Origin of the sequence: Kosakonia sp. PSU_27 (genome assembly GCF_039409795.1) — a bacterium.
Taxonomy (GTDB): domain Bacteria; phylum Pseudomonadota; class Gammaproteobacteria; order Enterobacterales; family Enterobacteriaceae; genus Kosakonia.
In genome coordinates this window covers 689,297-705,539 of sequence record NZ_JBCIVK010000001.1, presented here as the reverse complement: position 1 = coordinate 705,539, position 16,243 = coordinate 689,297, and the positions used below count along the sequence as shown (strand labels likewise).

Sequence of the window (16,243 nt, the reverse complement as noted above, 5' to 3'; positions counted from 1 at the left end):
TAGCAAGGAGTCAGAGTGGCAACGGTGATGGATAACGGCGTACTGGAGGCGGTGCTCGCTGAGGTACGCCCGCTGTTGGGGCGCGGCAAGGTTGCGGATTACATTCCGGCGCTGGCGTCGGTGAGCGGCAACAAATTGGGCATTGCCATCAGCACCGTGCAGGGCGAACACTTCCAGGCGGGCGATGCCGACGAGCGTTTCTCAATTCAATCAATTTCCAAAGTGCTGAGTCTGGTGGTGGCGATGAACCACTACGCGGAAGAGGAGATCTGGCAGCGGGTGGGCAAAGATCCCTCCGGCCAGCCGTTTAACTCCTTGTTACAGCTTGAAATCGAGCAGGGCAAGCCGCGTAATCCCTTTATCAACGCCGGGGCGCTGGTGGTGTGCGATATGTTGCAAAGCCGCCTTAGCGCGCCGCGTCAGCGCATGCTGGAAATTGTGCGCAAACTCTGCGCCGCGCCGGATATCGCCTACGACAGCATGGTCGCGCGATCTGAATTCGAGCACTCCGCCCGCAATATGGCCATTGCCTGGCTGATGAAGTCCTTCGGTAATTTTCATAACGATGTCGCCACCGTGTTACAGAACTACTTCCACTATTGCGCGCTCAAAATGAGCTGTGCCGAATTGTCGCGCACTTTTTTATTCCTCGCCGATGGCGGACACAGCGCCCAGCAGGCGGCGCCGGTGGTGACGCCGATGCAGGCGCGGCAGATTAATGCCCTGATGGCGACCTGCGGCATGTACCAGAACGCCGGGGAGTTTGCCTGGCGCGTCGGCTTACCGGCGAAATCCGGCGTCGGCGGCGGGATCGTCGCCATTGTGCCGCATGAGATGGCAATTGCGGTCTGGAGCCCGGAGCTGGATGAAGCGGGCAACTCACTGGCTGGTGTTGCGGTGCTGGAAGCGTTAACGCGAAAACTGGGGAGATCGGTCTATTGATGAATGATTTCGCGCCGTTGTTTGCCCGGCTGGGACGGTCAACATTCCGTTCGCGTTTTCGCCTCGGGGTGAAAGAACGCCAGTACTGTCTGGATAAAGGTGCGGAAGTGATTGCTTCCCACGCGGCGGATTTCGTTGCTAAACGCCTTGCGCCAGCGTACCCACAAAATGATGGCAAACAGACGCCGATGCGCGGCCACCCGGTATTTATCGCTCAGCATGCCACGGCTACCTGCTGTCGGGGATGTCTGGAAAAGTGGCACAACATCCCGCATGGTCAGGCGCTAACTGAATCGCAACAACACTACATTGTTGCGGTGATTTACCAGTGGCTGGTAATGCAGATGAATGCGCCGCGCTGATATGCGCCGTGTAAGCCAGCGCCGCGTGTTGCGGGCCGATAGCCAACGTTAGTGATATGGATTGAGATTTGATGCGTGCACTTTTTTCATCCCCTTTCCGTCCTTTTCGGAAAGAGACGCCGTACACCAATGCGGTCATGGTGTTTATCCTGACAACGCTGTTTTATTTGCTGGGCGCGATGATGCGCCTGGTCGAAGAGCTTTCCCTCTTCTGGCCGCTTAATGCGGTGATGGCCGGTGTTTTCGCGCGTTATGCCTGGTTGCAGCGCTGGCATTACTACCTGATTAGCTATGTTGCCATGCTGGTCTATGACGCCATCACCACGTCCTGGGGTATGGCGTCGCTGATTATCAACTTCTCCAATATGGTGTTTATCATCACCATGGCGCAGCTTATCGGGCTTGAACGTAACCAGATGACCAAAGCGCCGGAGCCGGTTAACGCGCTGAAACTCTTTGGCTACTGTCTGCTTGCCGCGCTGCTGTGTGCGTTTTTTGGCGCGCTGGGCTCCGTGGGGATCAATGGTCAGGGGTTTGGCCTGCTGCTGGCCGACTGGTTTGGCGAGCAGTTCTCAACAGGCGTGCTGATCCTGCCCTGTATGCTGACCATGAGCTGGCCGCGTAAACCGCTGAACGTCGAGATGCGCAATGTAATGCCGGTGCTTGCTGTTGGCGTATCGATTGTCGCCTCGGTCGTGATTGGCGGCGCAGGCAGCCTGGCGTTTCCGCTCCCGGCGCTGATCTGGTGTGCGGTGCGTTACTCGCTGCCGCTGACATGTCTGGTGACGCTGCTGACCGGCGGGCTGGAGATAATTCTGGTCGCCAGCGGCCAGATCAATATTTTCGTCAGTTCACCTCTGCAGATCCCGCATATGTTCTCCGCGCGCCTGGGGATTGCCACCATGGCCATTTGCCCGGTGATTGTCTCGGTCAGCGTTGAGGCGATAAACCGCCTGATGCGCCAGGTTTCCCTGCGCGCCGATTTCGATTTCCTGACCCGCGTTTACTCGCGCTCGGGTTTGTATGAGGTGTTAAACCGCGACGCAAAACGCTTTGCCGACAAACACATCACCGTGATGTTGCTGGATATTGATTACTTCAAAAGTGTCAATGACAGCTACGGCCACGAATGTGGCGACCGGGTGCTGACCTCCTTTGCGCGAAAAGTACAGCAGGCGCTGGGCACGCGCGGTGTGCTCGCCCGCATGGGCGGGGAGGAGTTCGCTGTCGTGGCGACAACGCAGGACGCCAGTGAAGGTAAACACCTGGCGGAAACGCTGCGCGAAAAAGTGGCGCAGTATCCGTTTAACTGGCAGCAACAGACGCTGCATTTAACCGTCAGTATTGGTATCAGCCATGGTAAAGCCGATGCCGGGCAATTAACGGCAACGTTCAATGCGCTCCTGGCGGTGGCGGATGAAAATCTCTACCGCTCGAAAAAACGCGGGCGTAACTGCACGACAGATGCTCAACATAACGCGCCGGAAATGGCGGGAAGCGCCATTGGAGGATAATTTCCCGCGCGTGTCGCAGCGGGTGATGACGATAGCGGCAATTAATATCGATAACTTATTAAATTGCTTGCTACTAATTTTTATCGTCAATACTATTATTGCGTATACGTAGCGGAATCATCGCGTTATGAGCGGATCGGATAATTTGAATAAACACGAGCGGATCCCAGGCAGGCGTTTTGCCAGGCGGATGTATCTGATGCGTATGCTGGGAACGCTACTCTGCTTTTTCCCCATTCTTTCCGTCCTTCTTGAACTGCAGCGCCCCTTGTGGAGCGTGGCGTTGCTGTGCGCCAATGCCTTTTTATGGCCTACCGTCGCGTTTTTACGCGCACGCAACGCGCAGATGCCGCTGCAAATTGAACATCAACACCTGGTCTTTGACGCTGGCGCAGGCGGGTTCTGGATTGCGCTAATGGCGGTCAACCCGCTGCCTTCGGTGGTGATTGCCACCATTTTGCTCTCTGACCGCTTATCGGCGGGCGGGTTTGTGCTGATGCGTAAAGCGGCACTGGCCATGCTTGCGGCGTTCTTACTTACCTGGCTGGCGCTCGGTTTACCGCTGGAGTTGCAGGTGACACAGCGGACGATGTTCGCTACGTTGCCGCTCATCGGCATCTATATCCTGGCGCTCAGCGCACTTACCGACAGCATTGCCGTCAGACTGCGGATAAAAAGCCGCGAGCTTGAGCGTATTGCGATGATGGATCCTTTGCTTGATATCGCCAATCGCCGCCTGCTGGAAAAACGGATCCAGTACGAGCTGGAAAAACTGCACGTGACGCCGCGCCACTCCTCGTTGATGTTTATCGATATTGATAATTTTAAAGAGGTGAATGACCGCTTTGGTCATAAAATTGGCGATGCATTACTGGTCACCGTGTCGAAAATTTTGCATATTGCCACCCGCACAACGGACACGCCCGCGCGCCTCGGTGGCGATGAATTTGTGATTTTATTGCCCGATACGCCAGCCGAAGAGGCGTATGCGGTGGCAACCCGGATCATGGATGCGGCTGCGGTAATGACAGTGATGCAGGAGCATGCGTTCAAATGTACGTTGAGCATCGGTATCGCCAGCGCGCTACCGGAAATGCACAGTGTTACCGACTGGTTAAAAGCCGCAGACGACGCGCTTTACCAGGCTAAACGGCTGGGAAAAAACCAGATCTACTCGCACTGACAAACGTAGCGAATAAGCTACGCTTTATGCTGTATGCCGTGAAATTAACGACACTTTTTATAGTGTTGCGCATTAACAGCCTGAGAATGGAAACGGCCCTTTATGAAAATACCTGCTATTCCTGCAGATGAGGAACAACGGCTGGCGTCGCTGCGCGACTCCGGGCTTCTGGAAACCGGCGTAACCGAGCGTCTTGACCGGCTTACCCGGCTGGCTAAGCGCATGTTCGATGTCCGCGCGGCGCTGATCACGCTGGTTGATGAAGAGATGCTTTTCTTCAAATCCACCTCAGGTACTGTGCGCGAACCGCTTCCGCGTAAGATCACCTTTTGTGGTCACACCATTTTGCATACCGAACCGTTGATTATTCCTGATACCCACGGCGATGATCGTTTTGCCGATAATCCGCTGGTCACCGGGGAGATGAACATCCGTTTCTATGCCGGGTATCCGTTACGTTTGCCGGACGGTGCGGTGGTTGGCGCATTTTGCCTGGTGGATAGCACCGCGCGGCAGTTCACGGACGCTGAGCGGGACTACCTGAAAGATTTCGCCATGATCGTTGAAGACGAGTTTGCGGTGATGAGCGCGGCGACCACCGACGAGCTGACCGGTTTATTTAACCGCCGTGGTTTTGAAAACCTGGCGAAGTTCGCCATTGTGGGCGCGCGTCGTCGCGCGGAACCGTTAACGCTGGCGTGGATCGATCTCGACAATTTCAAAACGATTAACGACACCTGGGGTCATGCTGAGGGTGATGAAGCGCTGAAAGCGATGGCGTCGGTAATGAGCGCCAGCCTGCGTGAAGCGGATCTACGGGTGCGCTACGGCGGCGATGAATTCGCGATCCTCTTTTCCGATACCGATGAGCAGGGCGCATGGATTGCGATGCAGCATCTGGTAGAACAGGTTGAGGCGTGGAATCAGACCTCTGGTAAACCGTGGCAACTGGCGTTTTCCTGGGGGATCAGCGAGTTTGATCACAATGGTTGCGGCGAGCTGAAGCCGTGGATGAAGGCGGCAGATCAACAGATGTATGCCATGAAAGAGCGCAACCACCGCGGCCGCTGAATCATCACAAAAACCTATGTTTGCCGGGCTTGTGTTAATAAGTTGTAAAGCTGATAGTGGTTGTTTTTAAGGAACAAAAATGACCACTTATCATATCCATTCGCTGGCCGGCGAAGCGCTCGCATCACATCTTCCTTCCCTTTGTGACGTGCTGGAAAACTGCGTTTCCGGCGGGGCTTCCGTCAGTTTTATGCATCCGCTTTCGCGTGAGAAATCCCTGCAATTCTGGTCCGGCGTCGCCGCAAGTGCCGCGCGCGGAGAACGCATTGTGCTGGTGGCGCAAGACGATACAGGGGAAATTGTTGGCACCGTGCAGGTGGTGCTGGAACAACCTGAAAACCAGCCGCATCGCGCCGATGTGTCAAAGTTACTGGTGCATGAAAAAGCCCGCCGTCAGGGGCTGGCGCGTCGTCTGATGGATGCGCTGGAACGTGAGGCGCTGGCGCACGGCAAAACCGTGCTGGTGCTGGATACTTCCACCGGCAGCGGGGCGGAACATTTTTACCTGCAATGCGGCTGGCAGCGGGTGGGTGAAATTCCGCGCTTTGCGCTGATGCCGGACGGAAATGTGACGGCGACGACAATTTTTTACAAGTTCTTATAATCCGCGCCAATAAGACATCCCATTTTGATCAAAACAGGGTTTCATGGTCTAAAAGTCTGGTAAGTTATTACACCAATCTTCCCAGGTTGTATGACTAATCAAAAAAGGAACCCACTGTGAACACATTAAACCGTCGCAACTTTCCCGGCGCTGAATACCCTGAACGTATTATTCAGTTCGGCGAAGGGAATTTTTTGCGCGCTTTTGTCGACTGGCAAATCGATCTGCTGAACGAGCACACCGACCTGAACGCCGGTGTGGTGGTTGTTCGCCCGATCCAAAGTGATTTCCCGCCGTCCCTGAGCACTCAGGATGGTCTGTATACCACCATTATTCGCGGTCTGAACGAGCAGGGCGAAGCGGTGAGCGACGCGCGCCTGATCCGCTCTGTGAACCGTGAAATCAGCGTCTATTCCCAGTACGACGAGTTCCTGAAACTCGCCCATAACCCGGATATCCGCTTTGTTTTTTCAAACACCACGGAAGCGGGCATCAGCTACCACGCGGGCGATAAATTTGCAGATGCCCCGGCCGTTAGCTACCCGGCGAAACTGACGCGCCTGCTGTTCGAACGTTTCACCCACTTCTCTGGCGCGGCGGATAAAGGCTGGGTGATCATTCCTTGTGAATTGATTGATTACAACGGTGACGCGCTGCGCGAGCTGGTGCTGCGTTATGCGCAGGAGTGGGCGCTGGGTGCGGAGTTTACCCGGTGGCTGGATAACGCCAACACCTTCTGTTCCACGCTGGTTGACCGGATCGTTACCGGTTACCCGCGTGATGAAGTGGCGAAACTGGAAGCGGAGCTGGGCTACCAGGATTCGTTCCTTGATACCGCTGAGCACTTCTATCTGTTTGTGATTCAGGGGCCGAAATCGCTGGCGTCTGAACTGCGTCTCGATAAATTCCCGCTCAACGTGCTGATTGTTGACGATATTAAACCGTATAAAGAGCGTAAAGTGGCGATCCTCAACGGTGCGCACACGGCTCTGGTGCCGGTGGCGTTTCAGGCGGGGCTTGACACCGTGGGCGAGGCGATGAACGACAGCGAAATCTGCGCGTTTGTGGAAAAAGCGATTTACGAAGAGATTATTCCGGTGCTGGATCTGCCGCGCGATGAGCTGGAATCTTTCGCCAGTGCGGTGACCGGGCGTTTCCGTAACCCGTACATCAAACACCAGTTGCTGTCGATTGCCCTGAACGGCATGACCAAATTCCGCACCCGTATTCTGCCGCAATTGCTGGCAGGGCAAAAAGCCCATGGCAAACTGCCAGCGCGCCTGACTTTTGCGCTGGCAGCGTTGATTGCGTTCTATCGCGGTGAGCGTAACGGGCAGGCGTATCCGGTGCAGGACGATGCGCACTGGATCGAGCGCTACCAGCAGTTGTGGAGCCAGCATGGCGATCGCCAGATCAGCACCAGCGAACTGGTAAAAGCGGTGCTGTCCGTAAGCGATCACTGGGAACAGGATCTGAGTAAAGTTACGGGGCTGGTGGAGCAGGTTTCGCTGGATCTGGATGCTATCCTGCTGCGCGGCATGCGCGATGCGGTTAAACCGCTGTGCTAATTGCACTTAATTAAATCAATGTCCAACCCGGCTCCGGCCGGGTTTTTCTTTTTTAATAATGGCTAACGGTGCAACCGCGAGCGGCAAGAGATGTAAAGGCGTCGGAATAGTGTGCTTGCCATTTATTAGTTACAACATATTATTAAATAGTTGTATAACAGGTTTCAGCAACTTCTGCGCCAGCCATCGTCGGGAAGGGCGACTTTTCGTCACAATTTATTATCAAACTTGCAACCGTGATTGCGATCACGTTTAATAGTGCCGCTCTCCCTTATGCACACAATTCAAGATGATCGTTCGACCTCAACAACACTGGCTTCCCCGTCTTTTCGTCTGGCACGGTTCCGTACTGCCAAAAATCACGTCGCGTTTGCTGATGAATTTCCTGCTCTCTATCGCGGTGATCTGGATGCTGCCGTGGTTCACCTCGCTGGGTATCAAGCTGACCGTCGCGCCGTTCAGCATTCTCGGTGTCGCTATCGCTATCTTTTTAGGTTTTCGTAACAACGCTTGTTTTGCCCGCTACAGCGAGGCAAGGGTGTTATGGGGACAGTTGATGATCGCCTCGCGTTCGCTGCTGCGTGAAGTGAAAACCACACTGCCAGACGATGAGGGATTACGGCACTTTATTCAGTTGCAAATCGCCTTCGCGCACTCTCTGCGCATGACGTTGCGCCGCAAGCCACAAGGCGACGTGCTGGCGAAATACCTGAGTCCAAACGATCTGCATAACGTGCTGAACGCGCACTCACCGGCCAACCGTATTCTGCTGTTAATGGGCGAATGGTTAGGCGAACGCCGGGCGCAGGGCGCACTTTCGGATGTTTTATTCAGCAGCATCAATCAGCGGCTGCATGATATGTCCGCCGTGCTTTCTGGCTGCGAGCGCATTTTCACCACGCCGTTGCCGTTTGCCTATTCGTTGATCCTGCATCGCACCGTGTACCTGTTCTGCATCATGCTGCCGTTCGCGCTGGTGGTGGATTTGCACTTTATGACCCCGTTTATTTCGGTGCTGATTTCCTACACCTTTATTTCGCTGGACACGCTGGCAGAAGAGCTGGAAGATCCGTTTGGCGAAGAGGATAACGACCTGCCGCTGGACGCTATCAGCAATGCCATCGAGATTGATTTACTGCAAATGGTGGATGCCGATGTGCTTCCGCACAAAATGACACCAGGCAAAAATTATCAATTAACCTAAACTTTGCTGTGGAGAGTCATCGATCTTTACGATTTTTTCAGTCTGATAGCGAAACCCACAACAGAGAGGGACGTGCGATGGAAAAGTCCGACAGAACTATCTCATTAGCGTTGACCCTGCTGGTCAGCTTCTCACTTCTCGCCACGGCGTGGGATCTCTCCTTCGTCAGTAACTTGCCTTAACATCATTGGTCGCCAGCAGCGCCCGTGTCTCCTCAGCCGGGCGCTGCAATAACGACAGCGCTTCCTCCGCTGAACGTACATTGGTATAACCGATAATCACGCCGTAGCGTTTGGCGGAGGTGTTATACCAGCGCGAGAGCGGGCTAACCTGCAACTGGTGCCGCTGCCAGATGTCCGCCAGCGCGATATCCTGCGTGCTGGTGCGTAAAAACGCGATGACATGCATCCCACCATCGCTCACTTCCACGGTAAAAAGCCCCGGATAAACCTGCTCCAGCGCGTCCAGCACATATTGTCTGCGTTGCGAATAGAGCGTGCGCATCTTTTTTAAATGCTTATAAAAGTGACCTTCGCCGAGAAACGCCGCGAGGATTTTCTGCGTCAGCACCGGCTGGCCGCTTTCGGTGAGTTCCGCCGTTTCACGAAACGCGGCAAGCGTCGCGCGTGGCATCACAATGTAGCTGATGCGCAGCGCAGGCATCACCGTCTTACTGAAAGTGCCCATATAGATAACCCGATCATCGATATCGAGACTTTTCAACGCCGGAAGCACTTTGCGGGTGTAGTGAAACTCGCCGTCGTAATCATCTTCAATAATCCAGCGATTATGCTGACTGGCCCAGGCCAGTAATTGCTGCTTGCGCGGGAGCGAAAGGGTTACCGCCAGTGGGCTATGATGTGACGGTGTCACAAAAACCAGCTGCGCATCGCGGTGGTATTGCTGCAAATAGTCGACATTCAGGCCCTGGCTGTCCACCGGGACAAAGTGCAGATTATTGGCGGCGCGTTTCAGCGCCTGGGTACCAAAATAGTAACCGGGATCTTCAAACAGCACTTTATCGCGTGTCGTGGTAAGCGCATTGAGGATCAGCCGCAGGTTGTTGCTGTACCCGCTGGTGATGAAAATCTGATCGGCCGTGCAGGATAAACCGCGCGACACATTCACATAATGCGCAATCGCCTCGCGCAGCGGCGTGTAACCCAGCAGCGGCGGGTTGGTCATCTCCATTGGTGACAGCGATCGCACCGCTTTGCCGCACAACAGTAGCCATTTTTTGTAGGGGAAGGCATCCAGAGACGGAATGCCGGGGCGCAAAAAACCGGGGCGATCGCGCAGTACATCCGCAATGCCTGGTGGCGCGTCTGCTGCCTGAGGCGTAATGTCCGGGGTGGGCGGTTCGCTCAGTACCAAATCCGGGTTGACCCGCGTGCCGCGCGCGCCCTGGCTTACCAGATAGCCTTCACCGATCAGAATCGCCCAGGCCGTTTCCACCGTTTTGCGCGCCACGCCTAATTCACTGGCCAGCACACGCACCGAAGGCACTTTATCACCCGGTTTCAACAACCCGCTGGCAATGCTGCGCCGATACTGCTCGTAAATGGCTTTATAACCCGGTTTCATGTCCTACCTCTATTCACGGTTTTTGCATCTTTTTACTATGGCATAAACGCGTACTATAGCGGCTGTTGAATCCATAAACGAGGCTAAAGACGATGAGCAATCGCGTAAATCTGTTCCAGACTGTTCCGGCATTAATTAAAACCCTCGGCGATGCAAGCCAGGCGTCGCACGCCAGCAGCCTGGATATTGGTATTAAAAATCTGGTCGATATCCGCGCCTCGCAGCTCAACGGCTGCGCATTCTGCCTGGATATGCATGTGAAACAGGCAAAACTGCACGGTGAGCGCGAACTGCGCATTTACCACGTGGCTATCTGGCGTGAATCGCCGCTGTTTACCGCCAAAGAGAAAGCCGCGCTGGCGCTGTGTGAAGCGCTGACCAAACTTGACGCGCATGGCGTGCCTGATGAGCTGTACCACGAGGCGCGGGAGCATTTCAGCGAAGTGGAACTTTCCGAGCTGGCGTTTTCCATTGCCATTATCAATAGCTGGAACCGTCTGATGGTGCTGTCGCAAACCTTACCGGGCGCGCTGGATAAAGCCTACGGGCTTGATCGCGCGCACCTCGAGTAGTTAACGCTCCGCCCGGATAAAGGCAATAAACGCCTGCAACCCCACAGGGATGTAGCGGTGTCCGGGATAGTACAAACACAGCCCTTTAAAGGGCTGTGTCCACTCATCCAGCACGCTGACCAGCGTCCCGTTACGCAAATCCTCTTCAATGTAAAACCCCGGCAGAAAGCCCACGCCCAGCCCCGCGCGCACGGCGGCAATCGAGGTAAAGAGATCGGTGGTCGACAGCCGTGGCGGAACGGCAACCGCTATGCGCTCGCCGTGTCGCGCCAGCTCCCAGCGGTAATTTCCGCCGCTGGACATGCGCATGCAAATCCCCTGGTGCTGGTGTAAATCATCCGGCGTCTGCGGCGTACCGTGTGCGGCAAACCACGCTGGTGTTGCCACTACGCGCATGCGGATATCCGGCGTGAGCGGCACGGCAATCATATCCTGTGGGATGGACTCCGCCAGGCGGATCCCGGCATCGTAACCGTCGGCCACAATGTCGATCATCTTCGCTTCAGTGGCGACCTCCATGCGCATCTGCGGGTAGCGCGCCAGAAAACGCACCAGCAGATCATCCAGGAACAGTTGCCCGACGGCTAGCGGGACGTTCAGGCGCAACGTGCCGGAAGGCTCATCCGCCACGCTGTGGATCTCCTCGTGCGCGTGCTGGATTTCACGCAGCGCCGGGCCAACACGCGCAACAAACCGCTGCCCGGCTTCGGTTAGCGCCACGCTGCGGGTGGTGCGGTGAAATAGCCGAATCGCCAGGCGACTCTCCAGCCCGGCAATGGCGTTACTCACCGCCGTTGGTGACATTCCCAGCTCCTGCGCGGCGGCGCGAAAACTGCCCCGACGCATCACCGCCATCACCACTTCCAGCTCAACCAAACCTGAACGATGCATAGATTATCCCGAATTTCGCAACAACCCTTGCAGCATAGCGTGGATTATCAGCGCGATAAAGGCGTGTCACACTGGCTTCATTGTGAACAGGAGGTGGTTATGCATGCGATTGAACAGATCTCAATTAATGGCGAATGGGTCACGCCACAAGGTACAGAACGTTTCGACCTGTTTAACCCGGCAACCGGCGAAGTCACCGGCCAGGTGCGGCTCGGCAATGAGGCCGACGCGCTGAACGCCATTGTGGCGGCAAAAGCGGCGTTTCCTGGCTGGTCGCAAACCAGCCGCGATGAGCGAATCGCCGCCCTGATGCGTATGCGCGATGCGATGGAGGCCTGCCAGCCCGCGTTGTTGCAGGCAATTGTCGAGGAGTATGGCGCGCCGGCGTCGCGCGCCAGCTGGATGGCGCATTATCCGGTGTCGGTTATCGAGGCGGCGATCGACGCGCTGAAAGCGTTTGAGTTTGAATCCGTAGTGGGCCAGGCGCGCGTAGTGATGACCCCGCTCGGCGTCGCCGGGTTAATTACGCCGTGGAACAGCGATGCCGGATTTATCTGCGGCAAGCTGGCGGCAGCGCTCGCCGCCGGCTGCACGGCGGTCATCAAGCCGAGTGAGATGAGCGCGCTGCAAACCCACATCGTCACCCAGGCGTTACATGAGGCGCAACTGCCACCGGGCGTGTTCAATATTGTTACCGGGCGTGGCGAGGTGGTGGGCGAGGTGTTCAGCCGTCATCCGGACGTGGCGAAAATCTCCTTTACCGGCTCGACAGCGACGGGCAAAGCCATTTTGCGTAACGCGGCAGAGACGTTTAAACGTGTCACGCTGGAACTGGGCGGCAAGTCACCGACCATTATTCTGGAGGATGCCGATTTAGCCGACGCCGTGCCGCTGGCGATCCAGGCCGGATTTATGAATAGCGGCCAGGCGTGTGTCGCGGGAACACGCATTCTGGTGCCCGCATCGCGCAAAGCCGAGTGTGAAGCAGCGCTGGCGCAGGCGGTCGCGGCGGTTAAATCGGGCGATCCGCGCGATCCCGCCACGGAAGTTGGCCCGATGGTCAGCGAAAAACAGTGGCAACGCGTGCAGTCCTATATCCGCCTTGGCCAGCAGGAAGGCGCACGCCTGTTAGTGGGTGGAGAAGGGCGCGCAGCCGGGTGCGAGCGCGGCTGGTCGGTGCGACCAACGCTGTTTAGCGAGGTCAAAAACAGCATGCGTATTGCGCGTGAAGAGATTTTTGGCCCGGTGTTATCGGTGATCGCCTATCGGGATGACGCCGAAGCGATCGCTATCGCCAACGACACCGATTATGGCCTGAGCGCACTGGTGCTGGGTCGCGATCCCGAACGCGCACGCCGTGTTGCCGGGCAAATCGCCGCCGGGCGGGTGTTGGTCAATACGCTGGCGCACGAGGCTGCCGCGCCATTTGGCGGGTTTAAACACTCGGGGTTCGGGCGTGAAATGGGGCGCTGGGGACTGGCGGCCTTTATGGAGCCGAAAAGTATTGTTATGTAGCAAGTAAACGCCGTGCCACCCGAAGCGAGTGGCACGGGTTGCGATTAACGCGCCAGCTGGAAGAAGCGCACGGAGTCGCGCAGCATCTCGCTCTGTTCGGTCATCGACTGGGCGGCAACCGCCGCTTGTTCCACCAGCGTGGCGTTCTGCTGGGTCACCTGGTCCATCTGATCAATGGCCACGCTAATCTCTTTGATCCCCTGATGTTGCTCGGTAGAGGCAGCAGAGATCTCAGCAACAATATCCGTCACTTTGTTAACCGAGCTGACAATCTCTTCCATCGCGCGGCTGGCGGTATCGGCGTAGCGGGAACCGTCGGTAATTTTCTCAACGGTGCCTTCAATCAGCTGTTTGATCTCTTTCGCCGCCTCGGCACTTTTCTGCGCCAGGTTGCGCACTTCACCGGCCACCACGGCAAAACCTTTACCCTGCTCGCCAGCACGTGCGGCTTCAACGGCAGCGTTCAGCGCCAGAATATTGGTCTGGAAGGCGATGCCTTCAATCACCGAAATGATATCGACAATTTTCTGCGAGCTGTCAGAGATTTCATGCATGCGTTTCAGCATGTCATGCACCTCTTTACCGCCTTTAACTGCCGTTTGTGACGTCTGGCGCGCCAGGTCGCTCGCTTTACGGGCGTTTTCAGCGTTACTCTTCACGTTCTCGGTGATTTGCTGCATGTTCGACGAGGTTTGTACCAGCGAGGCCGCTTGTTCTTCGGTACGCTGTGACAAATCGTTGTTGCCTTCGGCAATTTCGCCTGCGGCGTGGGAAATCGATTCGCTGCCGTCGATAATACCGGTGATGATTTCCGCCAGTTTATTGTTCATTAAATGAATGGTCGCCAGCAGGCTTTCGCTGTCGCCCTCGCGCAGCGCAACCTGGGTGCCCAGTTTACCGTCAGCGACTGCCTTCATAATCGACATCGCATAGGCCGGTTCGCCGCCGAGCTGGCGGGAGAGATTCCGCGAGATAAACAGCGCAATCACGCCGGTGGCAATCAGGGCCAGCAGCAGCAAGCCGCTCAGCAGATAAAGTGCCTGGCGGTAACCGGCCTGAGAATCTTCCCCGGCTTTATCACCAATGGCGACTTCCATATCCACCAGCGTCGCCAGATCTTTCATCAACTGGGTACGATATTTTGCTGATACCGCGCCGCTGATTTTGGCCGCTTCCGCCGCATCACCACGATTCATGGCGTCGATCACTTTGGCGTTTACATCAACAAAGTTTTTAAAGTTATCCACCACAGTCGCGAACAGGGCGCGCATTTCTTGCGGCTCATTGGCCGAGATTTTTGCGTACTGCTGCTGAGCATTCAGGAAGGTTGCCTGGTTTTGCAGCAATTCGCCGCGATGTTGATCCAGCGACGCTGGCGTGGTGGAAGCAATATACTGCACCTGTTGCAGGCGCATTTCAGCTAAGACGCCTCGCATTTCAAGGGTATAGCGAACTCCTGGCATTCTGCTTTCGCGGAACTGGTCAATATTTTTATTGGTGTTGTTAAGTTGATAAATAGAAACAACGCCCAGCAACAACATCATCACAATCAGGATGGAGAAGCCGATGAGCAATTTGGTTAATACAGTGGCCTGCGCAATTTTTTTCATAATCCACAACTAAGTAAAGAAAGGTAATATTAATAACGGCAATATTTTAGGAAAAATTGATCTATTTATCTGATCTCTATCACACATTGCTATGATTTTTGTGCAATGGCACACATCGGATTTTTAATTTGGATTAAGGGAAGGGCGGTTGTTAAAAAGGTTGGAGAATAATACTTCATTGAAGTGAAATATTGTTTCAAATGGTATCTTTGTGCTGAAGTTTATTTTCTGCACACCGTATTCAGTGTGCAGAAAAATTAATGGGAAATAGTTATCGGCAGTTCGTCCGCCCATTTTGTGGCCTGGTTCATCAGCTCTGAAATGGCCGAATTGGGTAAGCCAATTTCATGCGCCACGTCGCTGGCCTCATCCCACATCCGCTGCTCGTACAGGCGCGCCAGCCGCACGTAGGGGTAGAGTTCGCCGCTGTTGGCCTCAAGCGCTTTAGCCACTTCCGACGAGACGGCGATCTGCGCCATCAGCTCTTCCAGCGGTAGCCCGAGGATCACATCCAGCAGCGAGAAGAGCCCTGCCATAAAGGCATCATTAGAGATGTTATTGGACGACGTACGTGCCGCCACCAGTTCGCAAAACTTGGCGCGGATCAGGCTCAGGTAATAAATTTCAGTGTTGGTGACATCCTCGAAGGAGGTCAGACACGCCACCAGCACAAAACGGCGCATTTCACTGATGCCAAGGTAGACCACGATGTCGCGCAGCGATTGATTACGAAAACCGCTAATACCGCGCGTGTTATATAAAATGTTTTGCGCATAACGCATAATTTTAAACGAGAGAGAAACATCGCGTTTCAGCAGATCTTCAATTTTGTTTAAATTGGGTGATTCAACGTTAACTTCCTGCATTAGCTTCAGAGCAAATGCACGGTTTTGCGCCAGTTTATTTCGTTTAGTCACCACCGGTTTGCTGAAAAAATACCCCTGGAAAAGATGAAAACCTAATTTTTTAAAGGTCTCAAACTCTTCGTAGGTTTCCACTTTTTCGGCCAGAAAAACCGCATGGCGCAATAATTCCCGATTGGCGAGAATATAGTCGCTAATTTTTTCGCGCGGGCTTCTTCTTATGTCAAATTTAATCACGTTGACATAGGGCATAAAGGCTTCCCACTGATTTCCGGGTTCGAAATCATCGAGCGCAATGCGAAAACCCAGCGCGTGCATCCGTTTGACGGTTTCCAGCAGTTTGAGATCCGGTTCGGCGTCTTCCAGAATTTCAATCACCACGCGGTTTACCGGCAGCGTTTCCGCGAGACCTTCGACCAGCAACTGGTAGGGAAAATTGACGTAAACCGTACTGTTGTCGCTCTTCCGGCCCACCGGCGCGCTGAGAAACTGCTCTTCGATTAACTGCGTGGTGGCCTGTTCCGCAGAGATATCGGGGAAGCGGTTATCCATGCTGTTCCGAAAGAGGAGTTCGTAACCGACGGTGTTCAATTGCTTATCAAAAATCGCCTGTCTGGCCACAAAAGAATACATTCGCCACCTCGCACACCGTGTACTTTTGTATAAGTTTTCCAAATATATAAGCAACATTAACACCCTGGCTACCGGAACCGTGTGACTGCGGCAAAATATTTGACTTTTATTGTGAAAGGATAGGACA

Annotated in this window: 14 protein-coding genes; 10 read left to right on the top strand and 4 right to left on the bottom strand. The window is 54.9% G+C overall.

Translation table 11 applies throughout. The features are described from left to right. Positions 1-15: 15 nt before the first annotated feature. The 8 genes from glsB to AAIG26_RS03235 all read left to right on the top strand — a co-directional run bounded on the left by glsB (position 16) and on the right by AAIG26_RS03235 (position 8,448). Entirely contained in the window at positions 16-942 is a 927-nt protein-coding gene (gene glsB / locus AAIG26_RS03270) for a glutaminase B (RefSeq protein WP_045508560.1), read from the top strand. Then, positions 942-1,304 (top strand): DUF4186 domain-containing protein, encoded by a 363-nt coding sequence (locus AAIG26_RS03265; RefSeq protein ID WP_016496160.1) that lies wholly within the window; start codon positions 942-944, stop codon positions 1,302-1,304. The genes glsB and AAIG26_RS03265 overlap by 1 nt, the downstream gene beginning before the upstream one ends. A 71-nt stretch (positions 1,305-1,375) precedes the next feature. Then, positions 1,376-2,818 (top strand): diguanylate cyclase, encoded by a 1,443-nt coding sequence (locus AAIG26_RS03260; protein WP_343179645.1) that lies wholly within the window; start codon positions 1,376-1,378, stop codon positions 2,816-2,818. 190 nt (positions 2,819-3,008) lie between these two features. Then, complete coding sequence (locus AAIG26_RS03255) at positions 3,009-4,001, top strand: sensor domain-containing diguanylate cyclase (RefSeq protein ID WP_045508551.1); 993 nt, start codon at positions 3,009-3,011, stop codon at positions 3,999-4,001. A gap of 102 nt (positions 4,002-4,103) precedes the next feature. After that, a complete protein-coding gene (locus tag AAIG26_RS03250; protein WP_045508548.1) occupies positions 4,104-5,072 on the top strand; it encodes a sensor domain-containing diguanylate cyclase in 969 nt (322 codons plus the stop codon). 79 nt (positions 5,073-5,151) lie between these two features. Continuing rightward, complete coding sequence (locus tag AAIG26_RS03245; RefSeq protein ID WP_097406798.1) at positions 5,152-5,676, top strand: GNAT family N-acetyltransferase; 525 nt, start codon at positions 5,152-5,154, stop codon at positions 5,674-5,676. Positions 5,677-5,792: 116 nt separating this feature from the next. Further along, positions 5,793-7,244, top strand: coding sequence for a tagaturonate reductase (locus AAIG26_RS03240; RefSeq protein WP_343179644.1), 1,452 nt, complete (start codon positions 5,793-5,795; stop codon positions 7,242-7,244). A gap of 289 nt (positions 7,245-7,533) precedes the next feature. Beyond that, positions 7,534-8,448 (top strand): bestrophin family ion channel, encoded by a 915-nt coding sequence (locus AAIG26_RS03235; RefSeq protein WP_343179643.1) that lies wholly within the window; start codon positions 7,534-7,536, stop codon positions 8,446-8,448. 165 nt (positions 8,449-8,613) lie between these two features. On the opposite strand, the gene AAIG26_RS03230 is transcribed toward AAIG26_RS03235, so the two are convergent. After that, positions 8,614-10,032 (bottom strand): PLP-dependent aminotransferase family protein, encoded by a 1,419-nt coding sequence (locus tag AAIG26_RS03230; protein WP_343179642.1) that lies wholly within the window; start codon positions 10,030-10,032, stop codon positions 8,614-8,616. A 92-nt stretch (positions 10,033-10,124) separates the two neighbouring features. Here AAIG26_RS03230 and AAIG26_RS03225 point away from each other — a divergent pair, with 92 nt between their 5' ends. Then, positions 10,125-10,604 (top strand): carboxymuconolactone decarboxylase family protein, encoded by a 480-nt coding sequence (locus tag AAIG26_RS03225; protein WP_343179641.1) that lies wholly within the window; start codon positions 10,125-10,127, stop codon positions 10,602-10,604. Here the strand turns inward: AAIG26_RS03225 and AAIG26_RS03220 are convergent, their stop codons facing one another. Then, a complete protein-coding gene (locus AAIG26_RS03220; protein ID WP_343179640.1) occupies positions 10,605-11,495 on the bottom strand; it encodes a LysR family transcriptional regulator in 891 nt (296 codons plus the stop codon). Positions 11,496-11,594: 99 nt separating this feature from the next. On the opposite strand from AAIG26_RS03220, the gene AAIG26_RS03215 reads away from it, so the two are divergent. Further along, on the top strand, positions 11,595-13,010 hold the full coding sequence (locus tag AAIG26_RS03215) for an aldehyde dehydrogenase family protein (protein ID WP_343179639.1): 1,416 nt from the start codon (positions 11,595-11,597) through the stop codon (positions 13,008-13,010). Between the two features lie 44 nt (positions 13,011-13,054). On the opposite strand, the gene AAIG26_RS03210 is transcribed toward AAIG26_RS03215, so the two are convergent. Together AAIG26_RS03210 and AAIG26_RS03205 are read right to left on the bottom strand one after the other, a co-directional pair. Then, a complete protein-coding gene (locus AAIG26_RS03210) occupies positions 13,055-14,620 on the bottom strand; it encodes a methyl-accepting chemotaxis protein (protein ID WP_343179638.1) in 1,566 nt (521 codons plus the stop codon). A 257-nt stretch (positions 14,621-14,877) separates the two neighbouring features. Beyond that, positions 14,878-16,116: an EAL domain-containing protein gene (locus AAIG26_RS03205; RefSeq protein ID WP_343179637.1), complete on the bottom strand. Its 1,239-nt coding sequence runs from the start codon at positions 16,114-16,116 to the stop codon at positions 14,878-14,880. Positions 16,117-16,243 lie beyond the last annotated feature (127 nt).

What these genes read in the sequence shown, in the direction of transcription:
- AAIG26_RS03215 (WP_343179639.1), top strand. Translation starts at nt 11,595, where the DNA reads ATGCATGCGATTGAACAGATCTCAATTAATGGCGAATGGGTCACGCCA.
- AAIG26_RS03255 (WP_045508551.1), top strand. Translation starts at nt 3,009, where the DNA reads ATGTATCTGATGCGTATGCTGGGAACGCTACTCTGCTTTTTCCCCATT.
- AAIG26_RS03265 (WP_016496160.1), top strand. Translation starts at nt 942, where the DNA reads ATGAATGATTTCGCGCCGTTGTTTGCCCGGCTGGGACGGTCAACATTC.
- AAIG26_RS03230 (WP_343179642.1), bottom strand. Translation starts at nt 10,032, where the DNA reads ATGAAACCGGGTTATAAAGCCATTTACGAGCAGTATCGGCGCAGCATT.
- AAIG26_RS03245 (WP_097406798.1), top strand. Translation starts at nt 5,152, where the DNA reads ATGACCACTTATCATATCCATTCGCTGGCCGGCGAAGCGCTCGCATCA.
- AAIG26_RS03205 (WP_343179637.1), bottom strand. Translation starts at nt 16,116, where the DNA reads ATGTATTCTTTTGTGGCCAGACAGGCGATTTTTGATAAGCAATTGAAC.
- AAIG26_RS03210 (WP_343179638.1), bottom strand. Translation starts at nt 14,620, where the DNA reads ATGAAAAAAATTGCGCAGGCCACTGTATTAACCAAATTGCTCATCGGC.
- AAIG26_RS03225 (WP_343179641.1), top strand. Translation starts at nt 10,125, where the DNA reads ATGAGCAATCGCGTAAATCTGTTCCAGACTGTTCCGGCATTAATTAAA.
- AAIG26_RS03220 (WP_343179640.1), bottom strand. Translation starts at nt 11,495, where the DNA reads ATGCATCGTTCAGGTTTGGTTGAGCTGGAAGTGGTGATGGCGGTGATG.
- AAIG26_RS03235 (WP_343179643.1), top strand. Translation starts at nt 7,534, where the DNA reads ATGATCGTTCGACCTCAACAACACTGGCTTCCCCGTCTTTTCGTCTGG.
- AAIG26_RS03250 (WP_045508548.1), top strand. Translation starts at nt 4,104, where the DNA reads ATGAAAATACCTGCTATTCCTGCAGATGAGGAACAACGGCTGGCGTCG.
- AAIG26_RS03260 (WP_343179645.1), top strand. Translation starts at nt 1,376, where the DNA reads ATGCGTGCACTTTTTTCATCCCCTTTCCGTCCTTTTCGGAAAGAGACG.